We start from the raw sequence: 21906 nt of genomic DNA, 5'->3' as shown, positions 1-21906 counted from the left end.
CTAGAGGTGAGGTAAAGACGCCGATTCGCGTGGAACCGGGTGACGAGGTAGAAGTTTTTTCGATAGCGACAAGCAAAATAAATTTTGAGTTTCTCGAAACTGTGCGGCGGCGACACCTTCGTGCTTGGGTTCGGTCAGGGAATCGCTGGTTCAGCGGCAAGTACGAAGTGACTCCCGAATCTATTCGAGACTTCGACGAATCGGTTCCGGAGGACTAATTGCAACGACGCCTAACGCCTCGGCGAGCCCACCGAGCATCGACCGAGCGCCCTCGGCGCCGGTGTCGGCGTCGACCTGCTCGAGCTTGGCCGCGGCACCGAGATGCGTCGACATCGCCGAGGCGAGCGCCTTCTCGTCCGGTGCTGGCACGTGGTCGAGCACCTTGGACTCAATGCCGTTGATCGTGGTCGCGGTGAAGGTGTACCGGTCGGCCTCGAGGCGGCCGAGGATGCGCTCGGCACGGCCGTAGAGCCGGCCGACGATGTCGGTGCGGCGGGCGCGGTTGTCGACCTGGCGCGCGTGGGTCGCGGCGGCAGTGGCCGAGCGGTCGAAGGACAGGCCGAGCGCGCGGGCGATGCCGGTCACCGTGGACGGCGAGCGGTTGATCTCCCGGGCGATGTCGTTGCGGGTCTTGCCCTCGGCGTGCAGCTCGCGCACGCGCTCCCGGTCGGCGTCGGTGATTAGATTGCGCGGCAAGGTGGTCACCTCGCCCCCGGGCAGCAGACAGCCCCGGACCGAGGGGGAGGGTAGTCCGGGGCCGTCAGATCGTGGTGCGGGTACAGCTCACCCGCTGCTAATCGCCAGTTTAAGCACAACTGGCCGGTTCGCGGGTTACACGCTTTCGCGCGGGGGTGACGAGCGCAAGGTCGATGACGTCGCCGACGCGGTACCGCGGTCGGCCGTGTTCGTCGGGCTCGCGTTTGTCGAGCTTGCCGACGCGCGCCCACGTGCGCAGCGTGTTCGCCGACAGTTCGCGGCCGAGCAGTTTCGGCAACGCGCGGGCGATCTCCGCCGCGGTCGCCTCGACGTCGCGGGCGGCGTCGAGCAGCTTCTCGCGCCGGGCCTCGACGTCGTGGTGCATTCCGCACTCGCGACAGGCGACGACGGCCCGGTCGGGGCGGGCGTAGAGGTCGGCCGAGCAGTCCGGGCACGGCCCGCAGTACACGCGCGCCGGCGGGAGATCGACGGCCCGGCGGACCTGCTCGACGGCGTCGCCGATCTCGTCGACTAGCGCGCCGCCGGCCGGGTGGTACTCGACCCACGACGGGTGTCGACGCAGCCACGCGGCCATTTCGTGCACGGTGTCGTCGAGGTCGAGCGGTTCCAGCTCTGCGACGGTGAGCGGCGTACCGTCCGGTGCGGTCTCGCCGGTCGGTACCGGCTGGCGTAAGCCGTGTGTCTCCCACAGGTCCCGCACCCACGTCGAGAGCACGTTGTGCACGACGTCGCGGACCTCGGCGGCGCCGACGTTGAACGGCAGCCCGGTCTCGGCCGGCCGAGAGCCGACCCGCGGCGGCCCGGTGTTAGCGAGCCGGGCGACGGTGTCCTCGAGGTAGTCGACCAGCTCGGCGACGTCGACCAGGTCGGACCGGAGCCGGCCGAGGCACGACGGGCAAACCGTGCCGCCGGTGGTGGCATTGGCGCAGAACGGGGCGGCGCACGTGTTGATCATGTGCTCGAGCCTCGAGTTAGCGGTGTCACCTACTGGGCTCACCACCTGGCCACCCAGTCCCCTGGAAAGAGACAAAAATCACGAGAGATTTGGTGTTTCTTTCCAGTCAAGTCCTGGTATGAACCATTCTAAACGCGCGCGTGCGCGCGCCCGCGCGCGATGTCCCCCGACTTCACGACGGTTTGCACGAAGTCAATCGAGGGCTCTTTAATGGCGACGGTCGAGCGTTTCGCAGCTTTCACAGCACAGGGAGGTGCTTCGACGCTCCCGCGCAGAATGGTTCCTTCGATATCCGAAGGGCTGCGCGAGGACGAGGAAGGATGCGATGCGCGACCGACCTGGGATGCCTCCCGAAAGGCCACGGCGCGACCTGCCCGACTTGCTTGATGGGTGGGCGTTGGGGGTGGATGCGGTCGGCTGGACGGCTGACACCCTCGGCATGAGCGGCCTCGCCACTTGGACAAGGCCGCTCGCCGGGACTCTCCGCTTGGCTGCTAGGACGCTACGCGGGCGGAGGTAGCCCATTTTGGTGGCCGGGTCGGTGGTGTTCACTGCACCGCCGGCTCGGCTGCCTCTTTTCGTAAGTGGCAAGCCACTTACGAACGGGGTAAAGGCTACACGAACTATCAAAACCGTCCTGCACTTCGCGAGCTGCGAAAACGCACGGCAGTGCCGTCACGCGGCCGCGCCGAGCGGCTCGTCGAGTTCGGCCTCGGCGGGGATCGGGAGGCCGGGCAGCGCTAGCACGTACTGACCGGCACCGGCCCACGTGCGGCCGCACCGGACTGGCTCGGCGAGCACGTATGCGCGCGGCACCGTGCCGCGCTTGCGCGCCCGTAGACGGGCACGGCGCTCGCGTTCGTATTCGGCGTGCGCCGCGGTGCACGCCGCACAGCGGCACCGGTGTTTCGCGTACCGGGCGTTCGTGCCGTGCGCCGGCCGAACCGTCGGGGCAGGGTGTCCGCTCTGCTCGGCGACCGCGGCCCGCTCGTCGGCGTCGAGCCCTCCCCAGATCCCCCACGCTTCCCCGGAGGTGAGCGCCTCGGCGAGGCACAGCTCGCGAACCGGGCACTCGGCGCACACAGCGCGGCACTGGTCGATCTGCTCGTCGGCCGGGTCGATGAAATCGAGGTCGAGGCGCCCGCGGCACGTTGCGCGCTCGCGCCACGACGGCCCGCGGGTCACTGCGGCGCCTTGTCGCTCAGCAGTGGCGCGGCGAGCATGGCCTCGGCGAGCCGACGAAGCCGGTAGGGCAGCAACCCCGTACCCGGTTGCCGCGCGAGCCCCGCGAGCGCAATGCCGAGCCGGCGGCCGAGGTTGCCCTCGACGACGGCCGGCCCGCGCTCGCCGGCCTGGCGCAGCAACGCGGCGAACTGGTCGAGCGCCGACGAGTCGACCGTCACGGGTCCGTGGTGGTCTGCACCGGAAGCGTCCGCCGAGCCGGCGTCGACGCGCGCGTGCGCGCGGAGGCGCCGGCGACCGGTCGCGTGTGTGGTCTCGTCGTGGTTGTTCATCGGTTCCCCCTGGTGGTCAACGTGTGGACGCAAGGGCGTCGGCGAGCCGGGCGTCGTGCGCGGGCTGCTTGGTGAGCGGCTTGCCACCGGGACCGGTGCACGGTGAGCCCGGTCGGGCTTTGCACCAGGTGCACGCCACAGCAAGGTAGGCGCGTCGGGCCTCGACTTCCGCCTCGGCGTACTCGGGATCGACTCCGCGGGTAATGGCGAGCGCTGCGGCAACCCGGGCGATCCCGTCTCGAATGGCGCGCAGGTTCGGCGGGCGCTCGATGGCACGGGCTCGCAACTGGGCGTTGTGCTCGCGCTCGGCGGCGTCGCGACGGATCGTTCGCCAGTACTCGACGATGTCGGCCGGCATGACGGTCTCGTCGTTGTGCCGGTAGTGCGCACGGACCGCGGCGCCGGCGACGTCGGCCGGGACGTCGTCGAGGATGCCGACCCACATCGTGAGCACGTCCGGATCGGGGTGTGGCACCTTCGGGTCGACGGCCGAGGCGGCGCCGAGCAGGGTCGCGACTTCGGCTCGGTTCATGCGCGCATCCCCTCGGCGAGCTGCTCGACGGGCTCGGCGTCGACGGGCGCGGGCTCGGCCGCGAGCGCGAGCCATCCCCGAACTTTTTCGCCTCGAGCGCTGCGGACCGGCGGACGCGCGGGCGGTCGCTCGGCGCGCCGGGTGGCCTTGACCGCGTCGTCGTACAGGTGCGGCAGCAGACCGGGCCGAGCGTCGGGGCGGCGGTCCCATTCGTCGAGCGCGACACGCAACGGAACCAGCGCACCACCGTTGCGCAAAATGCCGTCGGCCTGCTTGGCGAGAGCGCGAATCGTCGCCGGCCGGTAGGCGGCGCCGGTCTGGTCGCGCCACGAGGTCACCAGCCGGTAGGCATCGGGCCGAGACGCGGTCGCCGAGAGTTCCGCCGCGGTGGTGGTGCCTCGCGTGCGGGGGCGCGCGTGACGGCCTGGTTCCGTAGTTCGGTTCAGTAGTTCCGGTTCACCTTGGGGTGTCGCTGTGACACCCGCGTGGGGTGTCTGTCCGACACTCCGGGGGTGTCGTTCTGACACGGGGGGAGTGTCGTTCTGACACTCGGGGGTGTCGGTGTGTCCCTCCCCCTGGGGTGTCGGTGTGGCACCGTCGCTAGACCGGTTGAGCATGAGGCGGTACTCGCTGGACGTGTCGGCACCGGTGCCTCGCTGGCGTCGAGTGCGGGCGATGAGCCGCCGCTCGACGAGGGTGTCGAGCCCGCGCTGCACGGTTCGGCGCGACGCCTCGGTTTCACGCTCGAGCGTGGTAAGTGACGTCGTGGCGTAGCCGTCGCGGTTGGCGTGCTCGGCCAGGGCGTAGAGCACGAGTTTCGGCATGGGGCCGCCGACCTGTTGCTCGGCGGCCCAACGCAGGGCTTGAACGCTCATCAGGCCCCCGCTGCGGCGTACTCGTCGGCAATCATGAAGAAATCCACGTCGAGCAGTTCGGCGACCTGGTCGAGGGTGTCGCCGCGCCGGCGAGCGATTCGGACGACCTCGAACACATCGCGCGGGTGCAGCTCGTCGTACGTGCGTCGGCCGTTGAGCGCGGCCTCGACGGCGAGCGCGTCGAGCTTGCGTACGGGCGCGGCCGCGGTCCTGGTGCTGGGAAATTCGATGATCACGGTTCCCCCTGGGGTGGTGCAGCGGCGGACGCGGGCGCGCTTCACCGCGCCCGCCACTGGTCGGTGACGTGCTGCTGTTGCTGTGTTGACTCGAAACGCTAAGGAAGAAGTTGGGCGTGAAGTGACAACAAAGTGACAAGAAACCGCTCTACGACAGCGTTTCCACGACCGGCCCGCGAGCAATCCACACCCGGTTACGGCTCGCGCGACGACTTCGCCGGCGGCTGCGGTACTCCCCGCACGGCACGATCAGCCGACGCGCGGCCCACGTGCCGAGCACGGACGGAAGGACGTTCGGCGAGTGCGGCTCGACGTCCTTGGGAACGGCCTTGCGGACGTCCTCGGCGGTGAACGGGCGACCTTCGCGGACCAGCTCGGCGAGCGCGGCCTCGGCTGCGGCCCGGTAGTCGCGGTTTACGGCGACCGCGGCGGCGAGGTTGGCCTCTTGGCCGTCGTGCCGGTCGGCGAACCCTAGGGCGAGCTGGTCGGCCACGGCTTGGACCCCTCCCACGATCGCGACCGGATCTCGCGAGCCCACTCGGCCAGGTCGGCGAGTAGCTCGCGGTGTCCGGACATGTCGTAGACCCGCTGCCCCGGCGTGCGGCCGGCGACTACCGGGCACATCGGACACTCCGGGCAGCACGGCGAGCAGTCGGTCGGCTCGTCGGCGATCACCTTGAGCCCCTTCGCGCTGGTCGCGGTCATCACTCACCGTCCGCGGTGTCTGCCGGCGCTGCCGGCCAGTCGTCGACGACTTCGGCGTCGACGACGTCCTCGGCGGTGGGCAGGGTGACCGGCACGGCCGGCGGCGTCTCGGGCGGCGGGCCGTCGGGCTGCCAGACGCGCTCGGCGCTGGTCGGCACCCACTTTGCGAGCTGGTGCGCGGCCGACTTGAGCCACATCGCCTTGGGGTTCCACTGCCACGGCGAGAACGGCGAGTCGGCGCCCTCGGCCTTGGACAGAATGACGGCGATGTCGTCGGCGGAGAGCACCGAGACGTTGCTCGTTGCCCCGTCGCGCATCTTCGCGTAGGCGTAGACGAGCACCAGGTCGCCGCGGTCGGCGCGCCAGTTGATCTCGTGCACCGGTCGGTCGTGCTCGCCCGGGTTGTAGGCGAAGGTGTCGTGTTCGCGCACCACTTCGACCTTGACCGAGGACACCGCGCCGGCCCGGTACATGAGTTCGACCTCGCCTTGATACCCGGTGATGCCGAGGACCTCGGGACCGCGCTTGGTTTTGCGCGGGACTAGGTAGTACTGCTCCGTGCCTGGCTCGAGCCCCTTGCGCGCGGCATCGAGAAGTGCGACGAGCAACGACGTCGGGTTCTTCTCCGCGGCGTGCGCGAGCTGCGGACTCCGGCGCAGGGCACCGGTAGCGATGCGCAGCCAGGTCTCGGGCTTGATGTGGCTAGGAAGCACGGTCGCGAAGTCCGTGCGGTACTTGCGCACGAGCGCGGCCGGTGAGCTGTCCCGCTGCTGCGCGACGGCCGACGTGACGGTCTGAGTGGTCATGCTGCGGCGCTCACCTTCTGCGGTGTCGAACGGATGGGAGATGGGCGCAGCGACGGCGGCGAGTCGCCGGTGCCCGGTACGCGGATGGCGATCGACTCGCCGGCGACTACGGCGCGCCGGCCGGAGCCGAGCGCGTCGAGCACGTCGGCGGCCGCGCGACGCTTGGCGTCCTCGGCGGCCTTGTGCTCGGCGACTGCGGCCCGATACCGCTCGGCCAGCGTCGGGGCGATCTCGACCTCGACGTCGTCAATGAGCGGGTGCAGCGCGCGCACGGTGCGGTAGGTCGCGGTGTGCTCGTCGATGTCCGGGCGTTCATCGCGTTCGAGGGTGTCGAGGAATTCGCGGGCGGCGTCGCGGAGCACGGAAACCTCGGCGATGTTCCAGTCGACGACGTACTCGCGGTAGTCCGAGCCGGAGATCAACACGGCGATGTGCGCGCGGGACAGGCCGAGTGTGTCGAGCTGCCATAGGGCTTGTGTCCGGTAGTAGATCGGCACCTCGTCGGTACCCGGCTCGCCCCACTCGTCGGCGTTGTGCGCGGTCTTCACCTCGAGCAGTGCGCGCTCGGTGAGCGTGGACAGCAGCCGATCGGGCGTCGCCACCTGCCACCGACGCGCCCGACTGGCCCAGGTGCCGGACCGGCGCACGCGGTACTCAGGGTGCGCCGCGGCGAACGCGCGGGCGATAGGGTCCTCGAGCCAGCGACCCCACCGCATGACGTCGTTGTCATCTGCCGGACCGGTGTTGCCCTTCTTTCGGTGCCACAGCGAGAAACGCGATTCCCACGGCGAGAGGCCGAGAACCGCGGCCACCTCGGAACCGCCGAGCGCGGACGCGCGGGCGGCAAGCCATTCGGCCGAGCCCGGCTCGAACGTGCCCACGCGGACAGCGGCGGCGCTCATCCGGCCACCCCGGCGCACTCGGGCGTCGAGGCGATGTCGCCACCGGTTACCTCGAACACCACGTCGAACGGGATGTCAAGCCCCTTGATCGTTGCGGCGATGAACTCGTTTCCGGGCCACTGCTCGCCGTCGAGTACGCGCCCGACGGTGGACTGACTGACGCCGAGACACTTCGCGAGCGCGTACCGCGACCGCAGCCCCTTCGCAGTGGCAATCTTGCTAAGCGCATCCGGTCGGATGCGGACGTGCGATGTCACTAAACGTTCCCCTCCTGCTTCCGCGTGTGGAAGATCTCGAACCCCCGCGGAAGATCGACCATACGGGCAGGTGGAAAGGACTTTCAACGCTTCCGTGTACGCAAGTATGCGAATGACCGACTTGCGGCGGGTGTCGATACTTCCGTCTGCGGAAGTAGGATGGCGCTATGAGTGACGGGCAGTGGTGGACGTACCTGCAAGCGCAGCTCGAGCAACGCGGATGGAAGCCGGCGCACCTCGCGCGCGCCGCTGGCGTGTCCGAGAGTCGGATATCCGATTGGCGAAAGCGCGGGTCGCCGCCCACGATCCCGAACGCGCGAGCCGTCGCCGAGGCGCTCGGCGAGCCTCTCGTGCCGCTGCTCGCCGGCGCTGGATTGCTTAAGGCGAACGAGGCCCGGCAGAGCCTCGCGGCCTACTCGGTGCGCGAGCTGCTCGACGAGATCGACACGCGGTTCGGCGAGCTGACCTCGAGAGTTCCCGACGCGAACGTGAAACATCCCACGTTTGACCGAGGTAACTCTCTACAGCTCGTCGCCGACAGCCCAGGTACGGAACCGATGAGAGTTCAACAAGAACGCGAGTGGCTCAGCGAGGCCGAACGGCCCGACGAACCCGGCCCGGACACCGGCGCCTGACTTCCCACCGCCCGCGTGTTGGGGAGGAACACGCATGGAATGGGGCCGTGCCTATGACCCGTACCGGCACGCCGAGGTGCTCGGCGCCGAGGTCGTCGTGTCGGCTGCCGTCGCCGGATGGGGCGACTACCGCGGCGGTCGGATTCGGATTCACCCGCTCTTGAATCAGGCCGAAGCGCGGTGCACTGTCGCGCACGAAATCGTCCACCATGAGCGACGTGATGACGTGCTCGGCTACTGCGGCGTGTACTGGCTCGACACCCGTCTCGAGCGACGTGTGCACGCGGCCGCGTCGCGTCGGCTGATCGTGGTCACCGAACTGGCCGACGCCCTGCGGTGGTCCGACGAGCCCGACGAGGTAGCCGAGGCACTCGTCGTTGACGTTCGTACGCTCTGCCTTCGGGTGGTCGACCTGTCCCGGCGCGAATTCGACGAGCTGCACAAGCGGCTCGGCACGTGGGAGCGTCGAGCCCTCGACGACGTCCGCCGCTCTGCGGCGCGGCGGCTACGATCGTCCCGGCGAGCTGGCTAGCAAGATCGTTTAGCGAGCGTACAACTTTGGGGGTTGCGCTTGCTGATAACCTGCAATCCCGCAGGTGAGCACAGCGCTCGGAGAGCTACACCTGAAAAGCGGAAGGTCGCCGGTTCGACCCCGGCCCTGGCCACCGGAACGAAAACCGCCCTGATCCGTCAGGGCGGTTTTTTCGTCGGTGCGGCCCGGCATGCTGTCCGCGTGAACCTCTGGGACGCGGAAGCCGACACCTTCGACGACGAACCCGACCACGGCCTTCGAGACCCGGCCGTCCGGCAAGCCTGGGCCGACCTGCTTCTCCCGCTGATGCCGCCCGCTCCGGCCGCCGTCGTCGATCTCGGGTGCGGGACCGGCAGCCTCTCCCTCCTCCTCGCCGAAGCCGGGCACGACGTCTGTGGCGTCGACCTCTCCAGCCGCATGCTCGACGTCGCCCGGCGGAAAGCCGTCCACGTCGACTTTCGGCTGGGGGATGCCGCCGATCCGCCCTGTCCGCCCGGAACTTACGACGTCGTTCTCGTGCGGCATGTCCTCTGGGCCATGCCCGATCCCGGAGCCGCCGTCGGGCGGTGGGTGCGGTTGCTCAAGCCCGGTGGGCGGCTCGTCCTCGTCGAGGGGCGCTGGTTCACCGGTGCCGGGCTCACCCGTGACGCATGCCGGGCCCTCGTCCGCATGCACCGCCAAGAGGCCGATGTCCGGGTGCTCGACGATCCCGCCTTGTGGGGCAAGGAAATCGACGACGAGCGGTACCTCCTCCTCAGCCGACGTTGACCTTGCCCTCGCGGTGACGTGAGCGAGACCATCGGACGATGACCGGGGTGATCGCCGAACCGCACCGGCACGCCCGCTATGACGGCCTGGAAATCGGCGGGGTCCGCGTCGACACCGGCGAGTTCGTGCACGTCGCGATCGGCGCCGCCCCGCATCCGCGGGCTGACCAGCCTGCCCGTTAGGCCGAACGAGTGAACCACGCGCGGCCGTGTCCGGACGGCGAAACCCGCGCCGACCCCCGGGCATGAAATTCCTCCTGACGCTCCACATGAACCCGGCCCTCTGGGCCACCCTCACCGACGACCAGAAGAACGCGGTCTACGAAGGCCACGGCGCCTTCATCAAGCTGATCACCGAGTCCGGCGAGATGGTCGAGACCAAGGCGCTCGCCGAACCCGGCGACACCAAGACCGTCCGCGTCGAGAACGGCGTCGCGCGGACCACCAACGGCGGCTTCGTCGAGTCCGAAGCCTTCCTCTGCGGCTACTACGTCGTCGACGTCGAGAGCGAGGCTCGGGCCGTCGAGCTGGCCGCGAAGATCCCCGACGCGCAGTACACCGCCGTCGAGGTGCGGAAGGTCGTGCACGAGGGTTGACCTCGATCAAGGTCGAGGGTGCACGCTGAACCCATGACCGATGAATGGGGCATCGACGCGCTCGACCTCGACGCGTACCTGGCGCGGACCGGGCAACCACGGCGCGAACCGTCCGAAGAAGCGCTCCGCGACCTCATGCGGGCCCACGTCCAGGCGATCCCGTTCGAGAACGTCGACGTCGTTCTCGGGCAGCACCAAGGGATTTCGCTCGACGTCGTGAGCGCGAAGCTCGTCGGGCGGCGGCGCGGCGGCTACTGCTACGAGCAGAACGGCCTCTTCGCCGCCGTCCTCGAGCGGCTCGGCTACCGCGTGCACCGGCTCGCCGCGCGCGTCCAGCCGCGGCGGCCCGGGCCCGCCACGCACATGACCGTCGTCGCCGAAGCCGACGGGCAGCGGTTCCTCGCCGATGTCGGCTACGGGGCCGGGATCCTCGATCCGCTGCCGCTCGTCGACGGCGCGGTCGTCGACCAGGCCGGGTGGCCGCAGAGGCTGAAGCACCACGACGGCTGGTGGACCCTGCAGAAAGACGGCGAGGACATCCTCGAGTTCCGGCTCGACGGGATGCACCCCATCGACTTCGAGGTCTACCACCACTACACCTCGACGCACCCGAAGTCGCCGTTCACCGGACAACTGGTGATCATGACGCTCGAACCCGGCGTCAGCCGCAAGCTGCTCGGGCGGGAACTCACCGTCGAAAAACCCGATGGCAGCAAGGAAACCACCACGGTCGTACCCGAAGAGCTCGACGCCACCCTCAAGGACCTCGGCATCGAACTGACCCCGGACGAACTCGGCCGGCTCCTGACCGTCTACTGAGGACCGAACAGCTCGGCCGCCGCCACCGGGCGGCCGAGGTGGTAGCCCTGCGCCTGGTCGCATCCCAATGACCGCAACAGGTCTGCCTGTTCCGCGGATTCGACGCCCTCGGCGATCACCGTCAGGTCCACCGCGTGGGCCATCGCGATGATGCTCGTGACGATCGCCTCCGCGTCGTGCGATTCGGCGATCCCGGTGATGAACGAGCGGTCGATCTTCAGCGTGTCCAACGTCAACCGCCGCAGCTGCGCCAGCGACGAATATCCCGTGCCGAAATCGTCGATCGCCAGCAGGACACCCAGTGAGCGCAGGGAAGCGAGCACTTCCGCGGCCGCTTCCTGGTCGCGCATCAAAGCGCTTTCCGTGACCTCCAGGCACAACGCGCTCGCGGGCAGCCCGGTGCTCGCCAGCGCGTCCTGGACCGCGGGCACCAGGTGCGGGTCGTCGAGCTGCCGGGCCGAGAGATTGACCTTGAGCGTCAGGTCGAGACCGGCGGCGCGCCGGGTGGCGAGCTCGCGGGTCGTCGCGCGGAGCATCTCCTTGCCGATCACGTTGATCAGGTCGCTCTCCTCGGCCAGCGGGATGAACTCCGCCGGCGAGATCGGGCCGTGGCGGGGGTGCGTCCAGCGCAGCAGCGCCTCGACCGCCACCATCTCGCCGGTCCGCAGGTCGACCACCGGCTGGTAGGCGGGCCAGAGCTGGCCGTCCTGCACCGCGTCGCGCAGGTCCTGCTCCATCCGCAGCCGCCGCTGCATGCGCTCGCGCAGGCCGACGTCGAAGAAGTGGTGCCGGCCGCGCCCGAGCGCCTTCGCCTGGTACATCGCGACGTCCGCGTCGCGCAGCAGGTCCTCGGCGCTGCGGCGGTCGGCCGCGCCGACGAGCACGACGCCGATGCTCGCGTCGAGGTGCAGCTGCCTGCCCAGCACGCCGATCGGCTCGGCCAGCGCGGCGCGCAGGTGCTCGGCCAGCGCGCGCACCTCGCCCGGTTCGGTCACCTCGCCGGTGACGACGACGAATTCGTCGCCGCCGAGCCGCCCGACCAGGTCGTCGCGGCCCGAGCAGCGGCGCAGGCGCTCGCCGACGATCCGCAGCACCTGGTCGCCGACGGGGTGCCCGAGCGAGTCGTTGATGACCTTGAACTTGTCCAGGTCGAGGAACAGCACGGTGACCGCGCCGCGGTCGTGCGCGTCGAGCCTGCTCAGCACCAGCGTGCGGTTCGCCAGCCGGGTGAGCGGGTCGTGGGTGGCGTCGTGCGCCAGCCGCGCGCTGATCGCGCGGGTCTCGGTGATGTCGGTGAACGACGTCACGACGGCCATCGCCGCCGGGTCTTCGGGGTCGAGCAGCCGTGCAGCTCAGAGACACCCAGACGTCGCGGCCGTCCGGCCGGCGCAGCCGTACGACCAGGCCGTTGTGCGTGACGCCGGTCCGCCGCGTCTGCACCGACGGCATCTCGTCGGGCGGGATCCACCGCCCGGACTCGGTGAACAGCACCAGCGTGTGGCACGGGACGCCGAGCAGGTCGGCTTCGGCGACGCCGAGTATCCGGCAGGCCGCCGGGTTCGCTGCCTCGATGAGCCCGTTCGCACCCATCACCAGGACGCCTTCGTCGAGGGACGCGACGACCGTGCGGTAGTTCTGCTCGGCCCGGCGGCGCGCGGTTTCGTCCGCGCAGACCAGCACGTAGCCGTCGTTCATTTCAGCTGCCGAGACGCGGACGGCCAGCGGCGCGCCGTCCCGCCGCCGGTGCACCGCCTCCGCGACGCCGCCGCCGCGCCGGATGGCCGGCAGGTCGAGCGGCGCGCCGACCAGCTCGCTCGCCCGCCGCCCGATGGCTTCGGCCGCGCTCCACCCGTAGACGGCTTCGGCGGCCGGGTTCCAGCTGGTCACGACGCCTTCGCCGGTGGTGGCGATGAGAGCGTCGCTGACGTGCGACACGAGCGCGGCCTGGTAGCGGAGGGCGTCGGCGGCGGCCTTCTTCGCCGTGATGTCGCGCATGACGACCTGGTACGCGGGCCGGCCGGCGAGGCGGACCGTCACCGTCTCGACCGCGAACTTGCTGCCGTCCAGGCGCGACATCAGCGCTTCGACCGGCTCGGTCGCCTGGCCCGGCTCGGTCAGCCGCGTGAGCTCCTCGACGACCGCGGGCAGCGAGTCCGCGGCGACGAAATCGGTGAACCGGCGGCCGACGACCTCGTCGGCGCACCGCGCGGCGAACGTGTCGAGGGCCGCGCGGTTGGCGTAGACGAGGACGCCGTCTTCGTGGACGCAGATCGCGTCGGGACTCAGCTCGACCAGCTCGGCGAGGGAGTCTGCCTCCATGCGCGTCCGTCCCCCATGCTGCTGCTTCTCGGCTGTGGCCCGTCGATTACACCACCGACTCCGGCGCCTGCCTACCCGCCGGAATCCGGGTCCGGCCTGCGGATGCGCGACGCAGCCGCGGCCCCCAGAACAGCAACCCGAAGTGCGCGGCGACCGCGTGGCCGAGCAGGGTGACGACCGAGTCGAGGCTCGCCGGGGCGTCCGCGAGCCAGATCGCCGCGATGAACGCCTCCACCGCGGCCAGCGCGCCGAGCCGCGCCCGGCCGCGCAGCAGGAACAGCAGCGCGCCCGCGGTGGTGAAGAAGCCGTAGCTGACGCCGATGTCGAGCCAGCGCCCGGCCGAGCCCGGCAGCACGTGGGTGCTGATCAGGGCCATCACCGGCAGTTCGGTGACGAGCGTGGCGAGCACGTGCCCGGAGAAGAACACGGTCGCCGCCCGGCGGGCGCCGAACCGGCGTTCCAGCGGCGCGACGGCGATCGCGAAGATCACGACGTAGGCGAGCCAGCCTTCGTCCGAGAGCCACAACGCGCTGGTCAGCAGGGAGGTCAGCGGCCGCCGCCACAGGTTGTGGGCGTCGGTGCTCGAGAGCTGGAGCAGCTTGGCGCTCACCGCCGGGTCGGCGAACTTGAGCAGCAAGGTCGTCCCGAGGAGCAGGACGAGGTAACCGAAAGTGAAGGGGGTGGATTTCGGATTCGGGACGAACCGGACGAAATACCCCGATCCGGGCGGATGCGGGACGGCGACCCCGGGGATCGGCTGTCCCGCTTTCCGCAGCATGGGCTGAGCTTCGCCGGTCATGCTGGGAGTATCACGAGACTCAGCTTAGAAGACGCTGTGACTGTCACCCACGGTCAGATCTCGCGCCGTGTGAGGAATTTTTGCCGATACCTCACCCATTCGGGTGCTTTGTGCGGTAAAAATACGGCCACGATGTCGGCCGAAAGGCCTCTCGGGAAGGTCTGTCGGGGTGAACGACGAGGTATCGGTAGCCGAGCTGCTCGTACGCGAGGGCTGGGGCGACCGTTCGGAGCCGGGCCAGTCGCGGTGGCGGGTGGTCGCGGTGATGCTCGCCGTCGTGCTGGGCTGCGGAGCCGCCGCGGTGCTCGTCGCCCTCGGGGGCGGCAAGGGCACGCAGGACGCGTCCCCGGTCGACCAGATCCAGGTCATCCCGTTCCCCCAGCGCACCACCGGGCTGGGCGGCGCGGACCAGGCCACGGACTCGCCGTCCGACGGCGGCGTCGGCGGCGGCACCGGCGGCGACGTCGAAACGAAGTCCGGCGAGCCGCGCGCCACGGTCACCGAGGTGCCGGGCACGGACCCGACCGAGCCCACCACCACCGACAGCGCGTCGCCGACGACGACATCGACGACCGGCGCCCCGGGGACCACGGTCACCACGACGACCAACCCCGGCGGCCACGTGCCGCCGCCCACGACGACCCCGGCCCCGCCCCGGCCGTCGTGCTTGCTGATCATCTGCTGGTAGCGAGCCGCTCGGCGACGTCGCTGAAGTCGCTCGTGTTCCAGCGTTCCGGCCGCATCACGATGGCGATGTTGTTCCCGTGGGCGTCGTCCATCGCGTCCGTGTAAGCCGCACTCGCCTCCGGTGGCAGGTAGCGGGCCGCCATCGCTTGTCGTTCCTCCTTGGTCATCGGCCACGAGTCCACTACCGGTCCTTCGACCGAGACGTACTTGTAGGCGCCGTCCTGCTGCTGGACGCACAGCGCGAACCGGCCCGCCGCCTCGATCAGCCGGGTCTTGCGCAGGCCGGGCGACGTCATGACGAGGACGTCGCCGCCCGGCTCGTAGCGGTACCAGATCGGCGTGGTCAGCGGCGCGCGGCCGGGTTCGGCGGCGACGCTCAGCACGCCGACGCGCGGTTCGGCGAGGAAGGCTTCGCGCTCTTCCTTGGTCATCTTGCGGGCCATCCCCAGTCTCCTTAAGGCCATTTGATTTGCTTTAACGGTAGCCGCAGGGGCAACGCAAAAGCAAGTGGATTCGCCTTAAGATGTGCTGATGACCCGACCCGGTGGCCGCAGCGCGCGTGTCCGCGACGCGGTGCACGAAGCCGTCGTCGAGCTGCTCGCGGCGGGCGAGATCGACGCCGCCATCCCGAAGATCGCCGAGCGCGCGGGCGTGAACCCGACCAGCGTCTACCGGCGCTGGGGCACCCGCGACCACCTCATCCTCGACGCGGCCGTGACGCGCCTGCGCGCGACGTCGCCGATCCCGGACACCGGCTCCCTGCGCGGCGACCTGCTCGGCTGGGCCGAAGGCGTCGAAGCCTCGATGCGCGACCGGCACGGCCAGATCCTGCTGCGCGCGCTCGTGGCGACCCTGGCCCCCGGCGAGGAACCCCTCGAATACCTCCGGGCCCGCGGCGACGACCTGCAGGCGATGATCGACGCGGCCGCGTCGCGGGGCGAGCCGGTGCCGTCGGTGGACGACGTGCTCGACTACGTCCTGGCGCCGCTGTACCTGCGCGTGCTGTTCCGGCGTCCGGTCGAGCCGGGCACGGGTGCCCAGCTCGTCGAACGGCTGCTCACGGCGCTTCCAGCAGATCCGGCTCCCGACGTCCGCCGAGGTGGTTGAACAGCAGGTTCAGTGTGAACGCCAGCACCGCCGCCACCGTGATCGAACTGCCGCAGATCGTCTGCAGCCACGCCGGGAAGTGCTGGAAGATCTTGGGCGCGAACGCCGGCAGCAGGCCGACACCGAGCGCGACCGCCACGATGAACGTGTTGTGGTTGCCCGAAAACTCCACCTTGCGGAGGTTCTGCGCGCCCACCGCGGCGACCATCGCGAACATCACCACCGCGACTCCGCCGACCACCGGCTGGGGGATCGCCGCGATGAACGCGCCGATCTTCGGGACCAGGCCCATCAGCACCAGGATCCCGCCCGTCACCGCGACCACCCAGCGGCTGCGGACCCCCGTCATCCGGACCAGGCCGACGTTCTGCGCGAACGCCGTGTCGGGGAAGGAGTTCATCACGCCGCCCAGCACCGCCGAGAAACCGTCGGTCGCCAAGCCACGCGCGAGGTCGGAGTCCGTCGGCGGGCGGCCGGTGATCTCGCCGACCGCGATCATGTCGGCCGTCGACTCGGTGAACGTCACCAGCATCACCACGCACATCGACAGCACCGCGGCGACCGGGAACGTCGGCGCCCCGAAGTGGAACGGCGACGCGAGCCCGAACCAGCTCGCCGCGCCCAGGCCGTCCCAGTGCACCAGCCCCATCGGGATCGCGATCACCAGCCCGATCGCCAGCGCCAGCAGCGGCCCGATCTGGTTCGCGAACCCGCGCAGCACCCGCGTGAACAGGACCAGCAGCGCCAGCACGCCGAACGCGAGCAAGATGTGCGACAGCGCCGCGTAGTCCGGCGCGGTCGGGTCGTTGCCCGCGATCAGGCCCGCGCCCGGGCCGAGCAGCGAGACGCCGATGACCAGCAACAGCGTCCCCGTGACCAGCGGCGGGAAGAACCGGATCAGCTTCGCGAACGGCTTCGCGATGAGCAGCCCGAACACACCGGAAGCCAGCATCGCGCCGTACACCGCCGGCAGCCCGTACTGCGACGCGATCAGGATCATCGGGTTGACGACGCTGAACGTCGCGCCCGCCACCACCGGCAGCCGGATGCCCAGCAGCTTCCCGATGCCGACCGCCTGGATCACCGTCGCGATGCCCGCGACCAGCAGGTCGGCGTTGACCAGCAGCCCGATCGTCGCCGGGTCCAGCTTCAGCGCGCTGCCGACGATCAGCGGCACCGCGACCGAACCGGCGTACATGATCGACATGTGCTGCAAGCCGAGCAGCGCGAGCCGGCCGGCCGGCAGGCCCTCGTCGACCGGGTGTTTCGTCATGCCACAGCCCCTTTCCGCGGGGACAGCCAACGCGGTGCGCGTGACGGTAGCAAGTCCCGGGCGTGATGATCTCGTTTCCGGGTGCGGCGGATCGGTCCCGGATGTGTGACCATCGGTGCATGACTTCGGGCGGTACTTCCCAGGTGGGCCCGCCGTTCCGCGCCGATCACGTCGGGAGCCTCCTTCGGCCCCCGGTACTCCGTGACGCGCGGCGGCGGCACGAAAGCGGTGAGATCGGCGCGGAGCAGCTCCGCGCGGTCGAGGACGACGCGATCCGTGACGTGATCAAGATGCAGAAGGCGGCCGGGCTGAGCTCGGCGACCGACGGCGAGTTCCGGCGGGCCTCCTGGCACATGGACTTCATCTACGCGCTCGGCGGGGTCTCGAAGAGCGACCAGCGCCTGCACGTCAAGTTCCACAACCTGGCCGGCGACCTCGAGTTCAGCCCGCCGGGCCTGCAGGTCGACGGCAAGGTGCGGCTCGACGAGCCGATCTTCGCCGACCACTTCCGGTTCCTCCAGTCCCATGTGGACCCGGGCGTGACGCCGAAGCTGACCATCCCGTCGCCGAGCATGGTCTACTACCGCGGCGGCCGGGCCGCGGTCAGCGAGAGCGTTTACCCGGACCTCGAGGAGTTCTTCGCCGACCTCAGCGCGGCCTACAAAGACCAGGTCACCGCGGTGCACGGCCTGGGCTGCCGGTACCTGCAGCTCGACGACACGAGCCTCGCCTACCTCAACGACCCGGCGCAGCGGGAGCTCGTCGCGCGGATGGGCGGCGACCCGGACACCCAGCATCTGCGCAACATCGCGACGATGAACGCCGCGCTCGAAGGGCGTCCCGAAGACCTCACCGTGACGACCCACCTGTGCCGCGGCAACTTCCGGTCCTCGTGGGCGGCGGAAGGCAGCTACGAGTTCGTCGCGGAAGCGCTGTTCGGGGAGCTGGCCGTCGACGGGTTCTTCCTCGAGTACGACGACGAACGCTCCGGCGGCTTCGAGCCCCTGCGGTTCGTGCCGAAGGACAAGAAGGTCGTGCTCGGCCTGGTCACCACCAAGCGGCCCGAACTGGAGGACCCGGACGTCCTGGTGCGGCGGATCGAAGAGGCTTCGCAGTACGTCGACGTCGACCGGCTCTGCCTCTCGCCGCAGTGCGGGTTCTCCTCGACCGAGGAGGGCAACGACCTCACCGCGGACGACCAGCTGCGGAAGCTGGAGCTGATCGTGGCCACGGCCGACCGGGTCTGGGGCAGCCACTGATGATCACGTGCGTCGTCGACTACGTCATCGACCCCGCCAAGCTCGCCGACTTCGAACGCTTCGCCGCCGCGTGGATGCGGCTGGTGCAGCGCGAAGGCGGGATCCACCACGGCTACTTCCTGCCGTCGGAGGGCGCGAGTGACGAAGCCAGGGCGCTGTTCAGCTTCGAAAGCCTCGCCGCCTACGAGCGGTACCGGGAGCTGTTCGGCGTGGACCCGGACTTCATCGAGGCGGACAAGATCCGCGACGAGAGCGGGTGCGTGGTGCGGTACCGGCGGACGTTCATGCGCCCGCTGCTGCCTGGTGACGACGAAGAACCGTGAGACACAGCGCGAAGCGGCCGCCGTCGGTCGTGGACCGCGTCCTCGACCTGCTGGGCGCGTTCACGGCCGAGCGGCCGCGGCTGACCCTTTCCGAACTGAGCCGCCGCGTCGGGCTCCCGCTGTCGACCACCCACCGGCTGGCCGGCGAGCTGACCCGGCGCGGCGCGCTCATGCGCGACGAAGCGGGCGTCTACCGCGTCGGGTTGTGGCTGTGGGAAGTCGCTTCGCTCGCCCCGCACGGCGCGGAGCTGCGGGAAAGCGCGATGCCGTTCCTCGAGGACCTCTACGAGGCCACGCACCAGAACGTGCAGCTGGCGGTCCTCGACGGACCCGAGGTCGTCTACGTCGAGCGCATCTCCGGCCGCGGCGCGGTCAACGTGCTGACGCGGGTGGGCGGGCGTCTTCCGGCGCATGCGACTGGCGTCGGGCAGGTGCTGCTCGCGCACGCCCCGGCCGAGGTCCAGGAGGAAGTCCTCGCCGGGCCGCTCAAGACGTTCACGCCGAAGACGATCGGCTCGTCCGAGCAGCTGCGGCGGGTGCTGGCCGACGTCCGCCGCACGGGCTACGCGATCAGCGACGGCCAGATCGAGCTGATCTCCCTTTCGGTAGCCGCCCCGGTCTACGACGCGAGCGACGAAGTGGCCGCGGCGATCTCCGTGGTCGTCCCGGCCGAGGGCACGGACCCGCGGACGCTAGTCCCGGCGGTCCGGGCCGCGGCCCGGGGGATCTCGCGCGTGCTCGGGGCGCCGCGCGCCCTGAGGTCGGCAGGCGGCCGCGAGTAAGGCCCGCCCCGGCTTGTCGTGAGTGTTTAGGGCGGTTCTAACCGCCCTAAACACTCACGACCGGGCCTGCTCGACGAGGCGGGGCGGTTGTGATCGGATGGCAGGCATGGGTGCACAGAACACGGTTCTCGTCGTCGGGGCGGGGCAGAGCGGGTTCCAGGCCGTCGCGTCCCTGCGGGACCGCGGCTTCGACGGCCGGGTCGTGCTGGTCGGGGACGAGCCGGGCGCGCCGTACCAGCGGCCGCCCCTGTCGAAGGCCTACCTGGCCGGGACCGCCGGGCTGGAGCAGCTGCACCTGCGGGGCGAGGACTTCTTCGCGGAGAAGGACATCGAGCTGGTCGCCGGACGCGTCGCCGGAATCGACCGGGCCGCCGCGAAGGTGCGGCTCGAAGACGGCCGCGAGCTGGCCTACGACCACCTGGTCCTCGCGACCGGTGCCCGCAACCGGACGCTGCCCGTGCCCGGCGCGGACCTGCCGGGCGTGCTGGCCCTGCGCACCCGCGACGACGCCGACAAACTGCGCGAATCCCTCGCCGCCGCCCAGGACGTCGTCGTGGTCGGCGGCGGGTTCATCGGTCTCGAGTTCGCTTCGCACGCCGGACGCCCGGTGACCATCGTCGAGGCCCAGGACCGGCTCCTCAGCCGCGTCGCGACGCCGGAGATCTCCGCGTACTTCGCCGCCCTGCACCGCGAAGCCGGGCACACGGTCCTGCTCGGCCAAGGCGTCTCGGCGCTGCACGGCGACGACCGGGTGCGGGAGGTCGAGCTGTCCGACGGCTCCCGGCTGCCCGCCGACCTGGTCGTGGTCGCCGTCGGCGTCGTGCCCGAGACGACGCTCGCCGCCTCCGCCGGGCTGCCGGTCGACAACGGCGTCGTCGTCGACGCCCACCTGCGCACCGAGGACCCGAAGATCTTCGCCATCGGCGACTGCGCGAACTTCCCGTGCGTGCAGGCCGGGGCCGCGACGCGGCTGGAGTCCGTGCAGAACGCCGTCGACCAGGCCCGGTGCGTGGCCGCGGCGATCACCGGCACCCCCGAGCCGTACGCGAGCCTGCCGTGGTTCTGGACCGACCAGTCGGGCGCGAAGCTGCAGATCGCCGGGATCCTGTCCGGCGCCGACAAGACGGTGGTCGCGGGCGACCCGGCCGCGGGCAAGTTCTCCGTGCTGTCCTTCCGCGACGACGTCCTCATCGCCGTCGAGTCGGTGAACCGGCCCGCCGACCACATCGCCGCGCGGCGGCTGTTCACCGCCGACCCGCGGCCCGCGTACGCCGACCTCGAAGCCAGCGACTTCGACCTCAAGGCGCACCTGAAGGCGCGGGCCGCGTGATGCGCACCCAGGTCGCGGTGATCGGCGCCGGCCCGGCCGGGCTGCTGCTGTCGTTCCTGCTGCACGAGGCCGGGATCGATTGTGTCGTGCTGGAAGCACGCAGCCGCGAGTACGTCCGGCAGCGCGTGCGGGCCGGGGTGTGCGAGCAGCCGACCGTCGAGCTGCTGACGTCGCTGGGGCTCGGGGACCGGCTGGCCGCCGAGGGGATGCCGCACGAGGGCCTGTCGCTGCGGTTCGACCGCGCCGACCACCGGATCGCGCTGACCGAGCTGACCGGGCGGCGCATCACGGTGTACGGGCAGCAGGAGATCGTCAAAGACCTCATCGACGCGCACGAGGCACGCGGGTACCCGATCTCCTTCGAGGTCTCCGACGTCGTCTTGTCCGATATGGACAGCGAGGCGCCGCGGGTCCTCTACCGCGACAGCGACGGCAACGCGCAGACCATCGACTGTGCCGCCATCGCGGGCTGCGACGGTTTCCACGGGATCTGCCGTCCGTCCATTCCGGACAGTGAGCTCACGGTGTACGAGCGCGAATACCCCTTCGCCTGGCTCGGGGTGCTCGCGCGGACGCCGCCGTCGCACCACGAACTGATCTACGTCCACCACGAGCGCGGGTTCGCGCTGCACAGCATGCGCACGCCGGAGATCACGCGGCTCTACCTCCAGGTCGACCCCAGCGAAGACGTCGCCGACTGGTCCGACGACCGGATCTGGGCCGAGCTGACGGCGCGGCTGGAGGTCGAGGGCGACTTCACGCTGCGGGAAGGGCCGATCCTCGACAAGGGCGTCACGCCGATGCGCAGCTTCGTCGCCGAACCCCTGCGCCACGGCCGGTTGTTCCTGGCGGGCGACGCCGCGCACATCGTGCCGCCGACCGGTGCGAAGGGCATGAACCTGGCGATCGCCGACGTCCGCGTGCTGTCGCGGGCGCTGGAAGCGTTGCTGCGCGGCGACGAATCGCTCGCTCAGTCCTATTCGGACACTTGCCTGCGGCGGGTGTGGCGCGCGGAGCACTTCTCGTGGTTCATGACGACGATGCTGCACACCGACCCGCACGCGGACGGCTTCGCGCGGCAGCTGCAACTGTCGCAGCTGCGCTACACGACGTCGTCGCGGGCGGCGGCGACCAGCCTGGCCGAAAACTACGTCGGACTGCCGTTCGCCTGAGATCGTC

The 21906-nt window shown here is 70.3% G+C and carries 28 protein-coding genes and 1 pseudogene; 13 read left to right on the top strand and 16 right to left on the bottom strand.

The features are described 5' to 3' along the window. Positions 1-180: 180 nt before the first annotated feature. The 12 genes from QP939_RS10610 to QP939_RS10555 form a co-directional block, all read right to left on the bottom strand. A complete protein-coding gene (locus QP939_RS10610) occupies positions 181-705 on the bottom strand; it encodes a helix-turn-helix domain-containing protein (RefSeq protein WP_285456495.1) in 525 nt (174 codons plus the stop codon). A 100-nt stretch (positions 706-805) separates the two neighbouring features. Further along, positions 806-1672: a hypothetical protein gene (locus tag QP939_RS10605; protein ID WP_285456494.1), complete on the bottom strand. Its 867-nt coding sequence runs from the start codon at positions 1670-1672 to the stop codon at positions 806-808. Between the two features lie 675 nt (positions 1673-2347). Next, positions 2348-2857 carry a WhiB family transcriptional regulator gene (locus tag QP939_RS10600; RefSeq protein WP_285456493.1) on the bottom strand — a complete coding sequence of 170 codons (510 nt, stop codon included), beginning with the start codon at positions 2855-2857 and terminating at the stop codon, positions 2348-2350. Continuing rightward, on the bottom strand, positions 2854-3186 hold the full coding sequence (locus QP939_RS10595) for a hypothetical protein (RefSeq protein ID WP_285456492.1): 333 nt from the start codon (positions 3184-3186) through the stop codon (positions 2854-2856). Before QP939_RS10595 ends, QP939_RS10600 begins: the two co-directional genes overlap by 4 nt. 16 nt (positions 3187-3202) lie before the next feature. Further along, the gene (locus tag QP939_RS10590) at positions 3203-3718 is read right to left on the bottom strand and encodes a zinc finger domain-containing protein (protein ID WP_285456491.1); all 516 of its coding nucleotides are present in this window, start codon (positions 3716-3718) and stop codon (positions 3203-3205) included. Then, the gene (locus QP939_RS10585) at positions 3715-4593 is read right to left on the bottom strand and encodes a helix-turn-helix domain-containing protein (RefSeq protein ID WP_285456490.1); all 879 of its coding nucleotides are present in this window, start codon (positions 4591-4593) and stop codon (positions 3715-3717) included. Before QP939_RS10585 ends, QP939_RS10590 begins: the two co-directional genes overlap by 4 nt. Next, positions 4593-4829: a hypothetical protein gene (locus QP939_RS10580; protein WP_285456489.1), complete on the bottom strand. Its 237-nt coding sequence runs from the start codon at positions 4827-4829 to the stop codon at positions 4593-4595. Before QP939_RS10580 ends, QP939_RS10585 begins: the two co-directional genes overlap by 1 nt. Positions 4830-4977: 148 nt before the next feature. Beyond that, positions 4978-5322, bottom strand: coding sequence for a hypothetical protein (locus QP939_RS10575; RefSeq protein WP_285456488.1), 345 nt, complete (start codon positions 5320-5322; stop codon positions 4978-4980). Beyond that, positions 5301-5534, bottom strand: coding sequence for a hypothetical protein (locus QP939_RS10570; RefSeq protein ID WP_285456487.1), 234 nt, complete (start codon positions 5532-5534; stop codon positions 5301-5303). The genes QP939_RS10575 and QP939_RS10570 overlap by 22 nt, the downstream gene beginning before the upstream one ends. Further along, positions 5534-6340, bottom strand: coding sequence for a recombinase RecT (locus QP939_RS10565; RefSeq protein WP_285456486.1), 807 nt, complete (start codon positions 6338-6340; stop codon positions 5534-5536). Before QP939_RS10565 ends, QP939_RS10570 begins: the two co-directional genes overlap by 1 nt. After that, positions 6337-7242, bottom strand: coding sequence for a YqaJ viral recombinase family nuclease (locus QP939_RS10560; protein ID WP_285456484.1), 906 nt, complete (start codon positions 7240-7242; stop codon positions 6337-6339). Before QP939_RS10560 ends, QP939_RS10565 begins: the two co-directional genes overlap by 4 nt. Further along, complete coding sequence (locus QP939_RS10555; protein WP_285456483.1) at positions 7239-7499, bottom strand: helix-turn-helix domain-containing protein; 261 nt, start codon at positions 7497-7499, stop codon at positions 7239-7241. The genes QP939_RS10560 and QP939_RS10555 overlap by 4 nt, the downstream gene beginning before the upstream one ends. A gap of 167 nt (positions 7500-7666) precedes the next feature. Between QP939_RS10555 and QP939_RS10550 the strand changes: the two genes are divergently transcribed. The 6 genes from QP939_RS10550 (at position 7667) to QP939_RS10525 (ending at position 10848) form a co-directional block, all read left to right on the top strand. Continuing rightward, positions 7667-8134, top strand: a complete 468-nt coding sequence (locus tag QP939_RS10550) for a helix-turn-helix domain-containing protein (protein WP_285456482.1) — start codon at positions 7667-7669, stop codon at positions 8132-8134. A gap of 34 nt (positions 8135-8168) precedes the next feature. Beyond that, positions 8169-8666, top strand: a complete 498-nt coding sequence (locus tag QP939_RS10545; protein WP_285456480.1) for a hypothetical protein — start codon at positions 8169-8171, stop codon at positions 8664-8666. 201 nt (positions 8667-8867) lie between these two features. Further along, positions 8868-9434: a class I SAM-dependent methyltransferase gene (locus QP939_RS10540; RefSeq protein WP_285456478.1), complete on the top strand. Its 567-nt coding sequence runs from the start codon at positions 8868-8870 to the stop codon at positions 9432-9434. Positions 9435-9472: 38 nt separating this feature from the next. Further along, entirely contained in the window at positions 9473-9616 is a 144-nt protein-coding gene (locus tag QP939_RS10535) for a hypothetical protein (RefSeq protein ID WP_285456476.1), read from the top strand. A 62-nt stretch (positions 9617-9678) separates the two neighbouring features. Then, positions 9679-10029 (top strand): YciI family protein, encoded by a 351-nt coding sequence (locus tag QP939_RS10530; RefSeq protein ID WP_285456475.1) that lies wholly within the window; start codon positions 9679-9681, stop codon positions 10027-10029. Between the two features lie 33 nt (positions 10030-10062). Then, positions 10063-10848 (top strand): arylamine N-acetyltransferase family protein, encoded by a 786-nt coding sequence (locus QP939_RS10525; RefSeq protein WP_285456474.1) that lies wholly within the window; start codon positions 10063-10065, stop codon positions 10846-10848. On the opposite strand, the pseudogene QP939_RS10520 reads toward QP939_RS10525, so the two are convergent. Both QP939_RS10520 and QP939_RS10515 read right to left on the bottom strand, forming a co-directional pair. After that, positions 10842-13167, bottom strand: a pseudogene (locus QP939_RS10520) (sensor domain-containing protein). The gene QP939_RS10525 and the pseudogene QP939_RS10520 sit on opposite strands and share 7 nt — an antisense overlap. 46 nt (positions 13168-13213) lie before the next feature. Continuing rightward, complete coding sequence (locus tag QP939_RS10515) at positions 13214-13966, bottom strand: rhomboid-like protein (protein WP_285456473.1); 753 nt, start codon at positions 13964-13966, stop codon at positions 13214-13216. Positions 13967-14135: 169 nt separating this feature from the next. Here QP939_RS10515 and QP939_RS10510 point away from each other — a divergent pair, with 169 nt between their 5' ends. After that, the gene (locus QP939_RS10510) at positions 14136-14654 is read left to right on the top strand and encodes a hypothetical protein (protein ID WP_285456472.1); all 519 of its coding nucleotides are present in this window, start codon (positions 14136-14138) and stop codon (positions 14652-14654) included. On the opposite strand, the gene QP939_RS10505 is transcribed toward QP939_RS10510, so the two are convergent. Then, a complete protein-coding gene (locus QP939_RS10505; RefSeq protein WP_285456471.1) occupies positions 14641-15096 on the bottom strand; it encodes a pyridoxamine 5'-phosphate oxidase family protein in 456 nt (151 codons plus the stop codon). The two genes, QP939_RS10510 and QP939_RS10505, sit on opposite strands and share 14 nt — an antisense overlap. A gap of 88 nt (positions 15097-15184) precedes the next feature. On the opposite strand from QP939_RS10505, the gene QP939_RS10500 reads away from it, so the two are divergent. Next, positions 15185-15760, top strand: coding sequence for a TetR/AcrR family transcriptional regulator (locus tag QP939_RS10500; RefSeq protein WP_285456470.1), 576 nt, complete (start codon positions 15185-15187; stop codon positions 15758-15760). On the opposite strand, the gene QP939_RS10495 is transcribed toward QP939_RS10500, so the two are convergent. Beyond that, positions 15711-17033, bottom strand: coding sequence for a nucleobase:cation symporter-2 family protein (locus tag QP939_RS10495; RefSeq protein WP_285456469.1), 1323 nt, complete (start codon positions 17031-17033; stop codon positions 15711-15713). The genes QP939_RS10500 and QP939_RS10495 overlap by 50 nt on opposite strands. Before the next feature lie 119 nt (positions 17034-17152). Between QP939_RS10495 and QP939_RS10490 the strand changes: the two genes are divergently transcribed. From QP939_RS10490 to QP939_RS10470, 5 genes are all read left to right on the top strand, one after another. Then, positions 17153-18292, top strand: a complete 1140-nt coding sequence (locus QP939_RS10490) for a 5-methyltetrahydropteroyltriglutamate--homocysteine S-methyltransferase (protein WP_285456468.1) — start codon at positions 17153-17155, stop codon at positions 18290-18292. Continuing rightward, the gene (locus QP939_RS10485; protein WP_285456467.1) at positions 18292-18615 is read left to right on the top strand and encodes an NIPSNAP family protein; all 324 of its coding nucleotides are present in this window, start codon (positions 18292-18294) and stop codon (positions 18613-18615) included. Before QP939_RS10490 ends, QP939_RS10485 begins: the two co-directional genes overlap by 1 nt. Continuing rightward, positions 18612-19397 (top strand): IclR family transcriptional regulator, encoded by a 786-nt coding sequence (locus QP939_RS10480; protein WP_285456466.1) that lies wholly within the window; start codon positions 18612-18614, stop codon positions 19395-19397. The genes QP939_RS10485 and QP939_RS10480 overlap by 4 nt, the downstream gene beginning before the upstream one ends. Before the next feature lie 106 nt (positions 19398-19503). Beyond that, complete coding sequence (locus tag QP939_RS10475; RefSeq protein ID WP_285456465.1) at positions 19504-20727, top strand: NAD(P)/FAD-dependent oxidoreductase; 1224 nt, start codon at positions 19504-19506, stop codon at positions 20725-20727. After that, positions 20727-21899 (top strand): 4-hydroxybenzoate 3-monooxygenase, encoded by a 1173-nt coding sequence (locus QP939_RS10470; protein ID WP_434219642.1) that lies wholly within the window; start codon positions 20727-20729, stop codon positions 21897-21899. The genes QP939_RS10475 and QP939_RS10470 overlap by 1 nt, the downstream gene beginning before the upstream one ends. Positions 21900-21906: the final 7 nt, after the last annotated feature.

Source organism: Amycolatopsis nalaikhensis (genome assembly GCF_030264295.1).
Classification (GTDB): domain Bacteria; phylum Actinomycetota; class Actinomycetes; order Mycobacteriales; family Pseudonocardiaceae; genus Amycolatopsis; species Amycolatopsis nalaikhensis.
The sequence above is the reverse complement of the archived record's forward strand: the minus strand, read 5'-3'. Positions and strand labels throughout refer to the sequence as shown.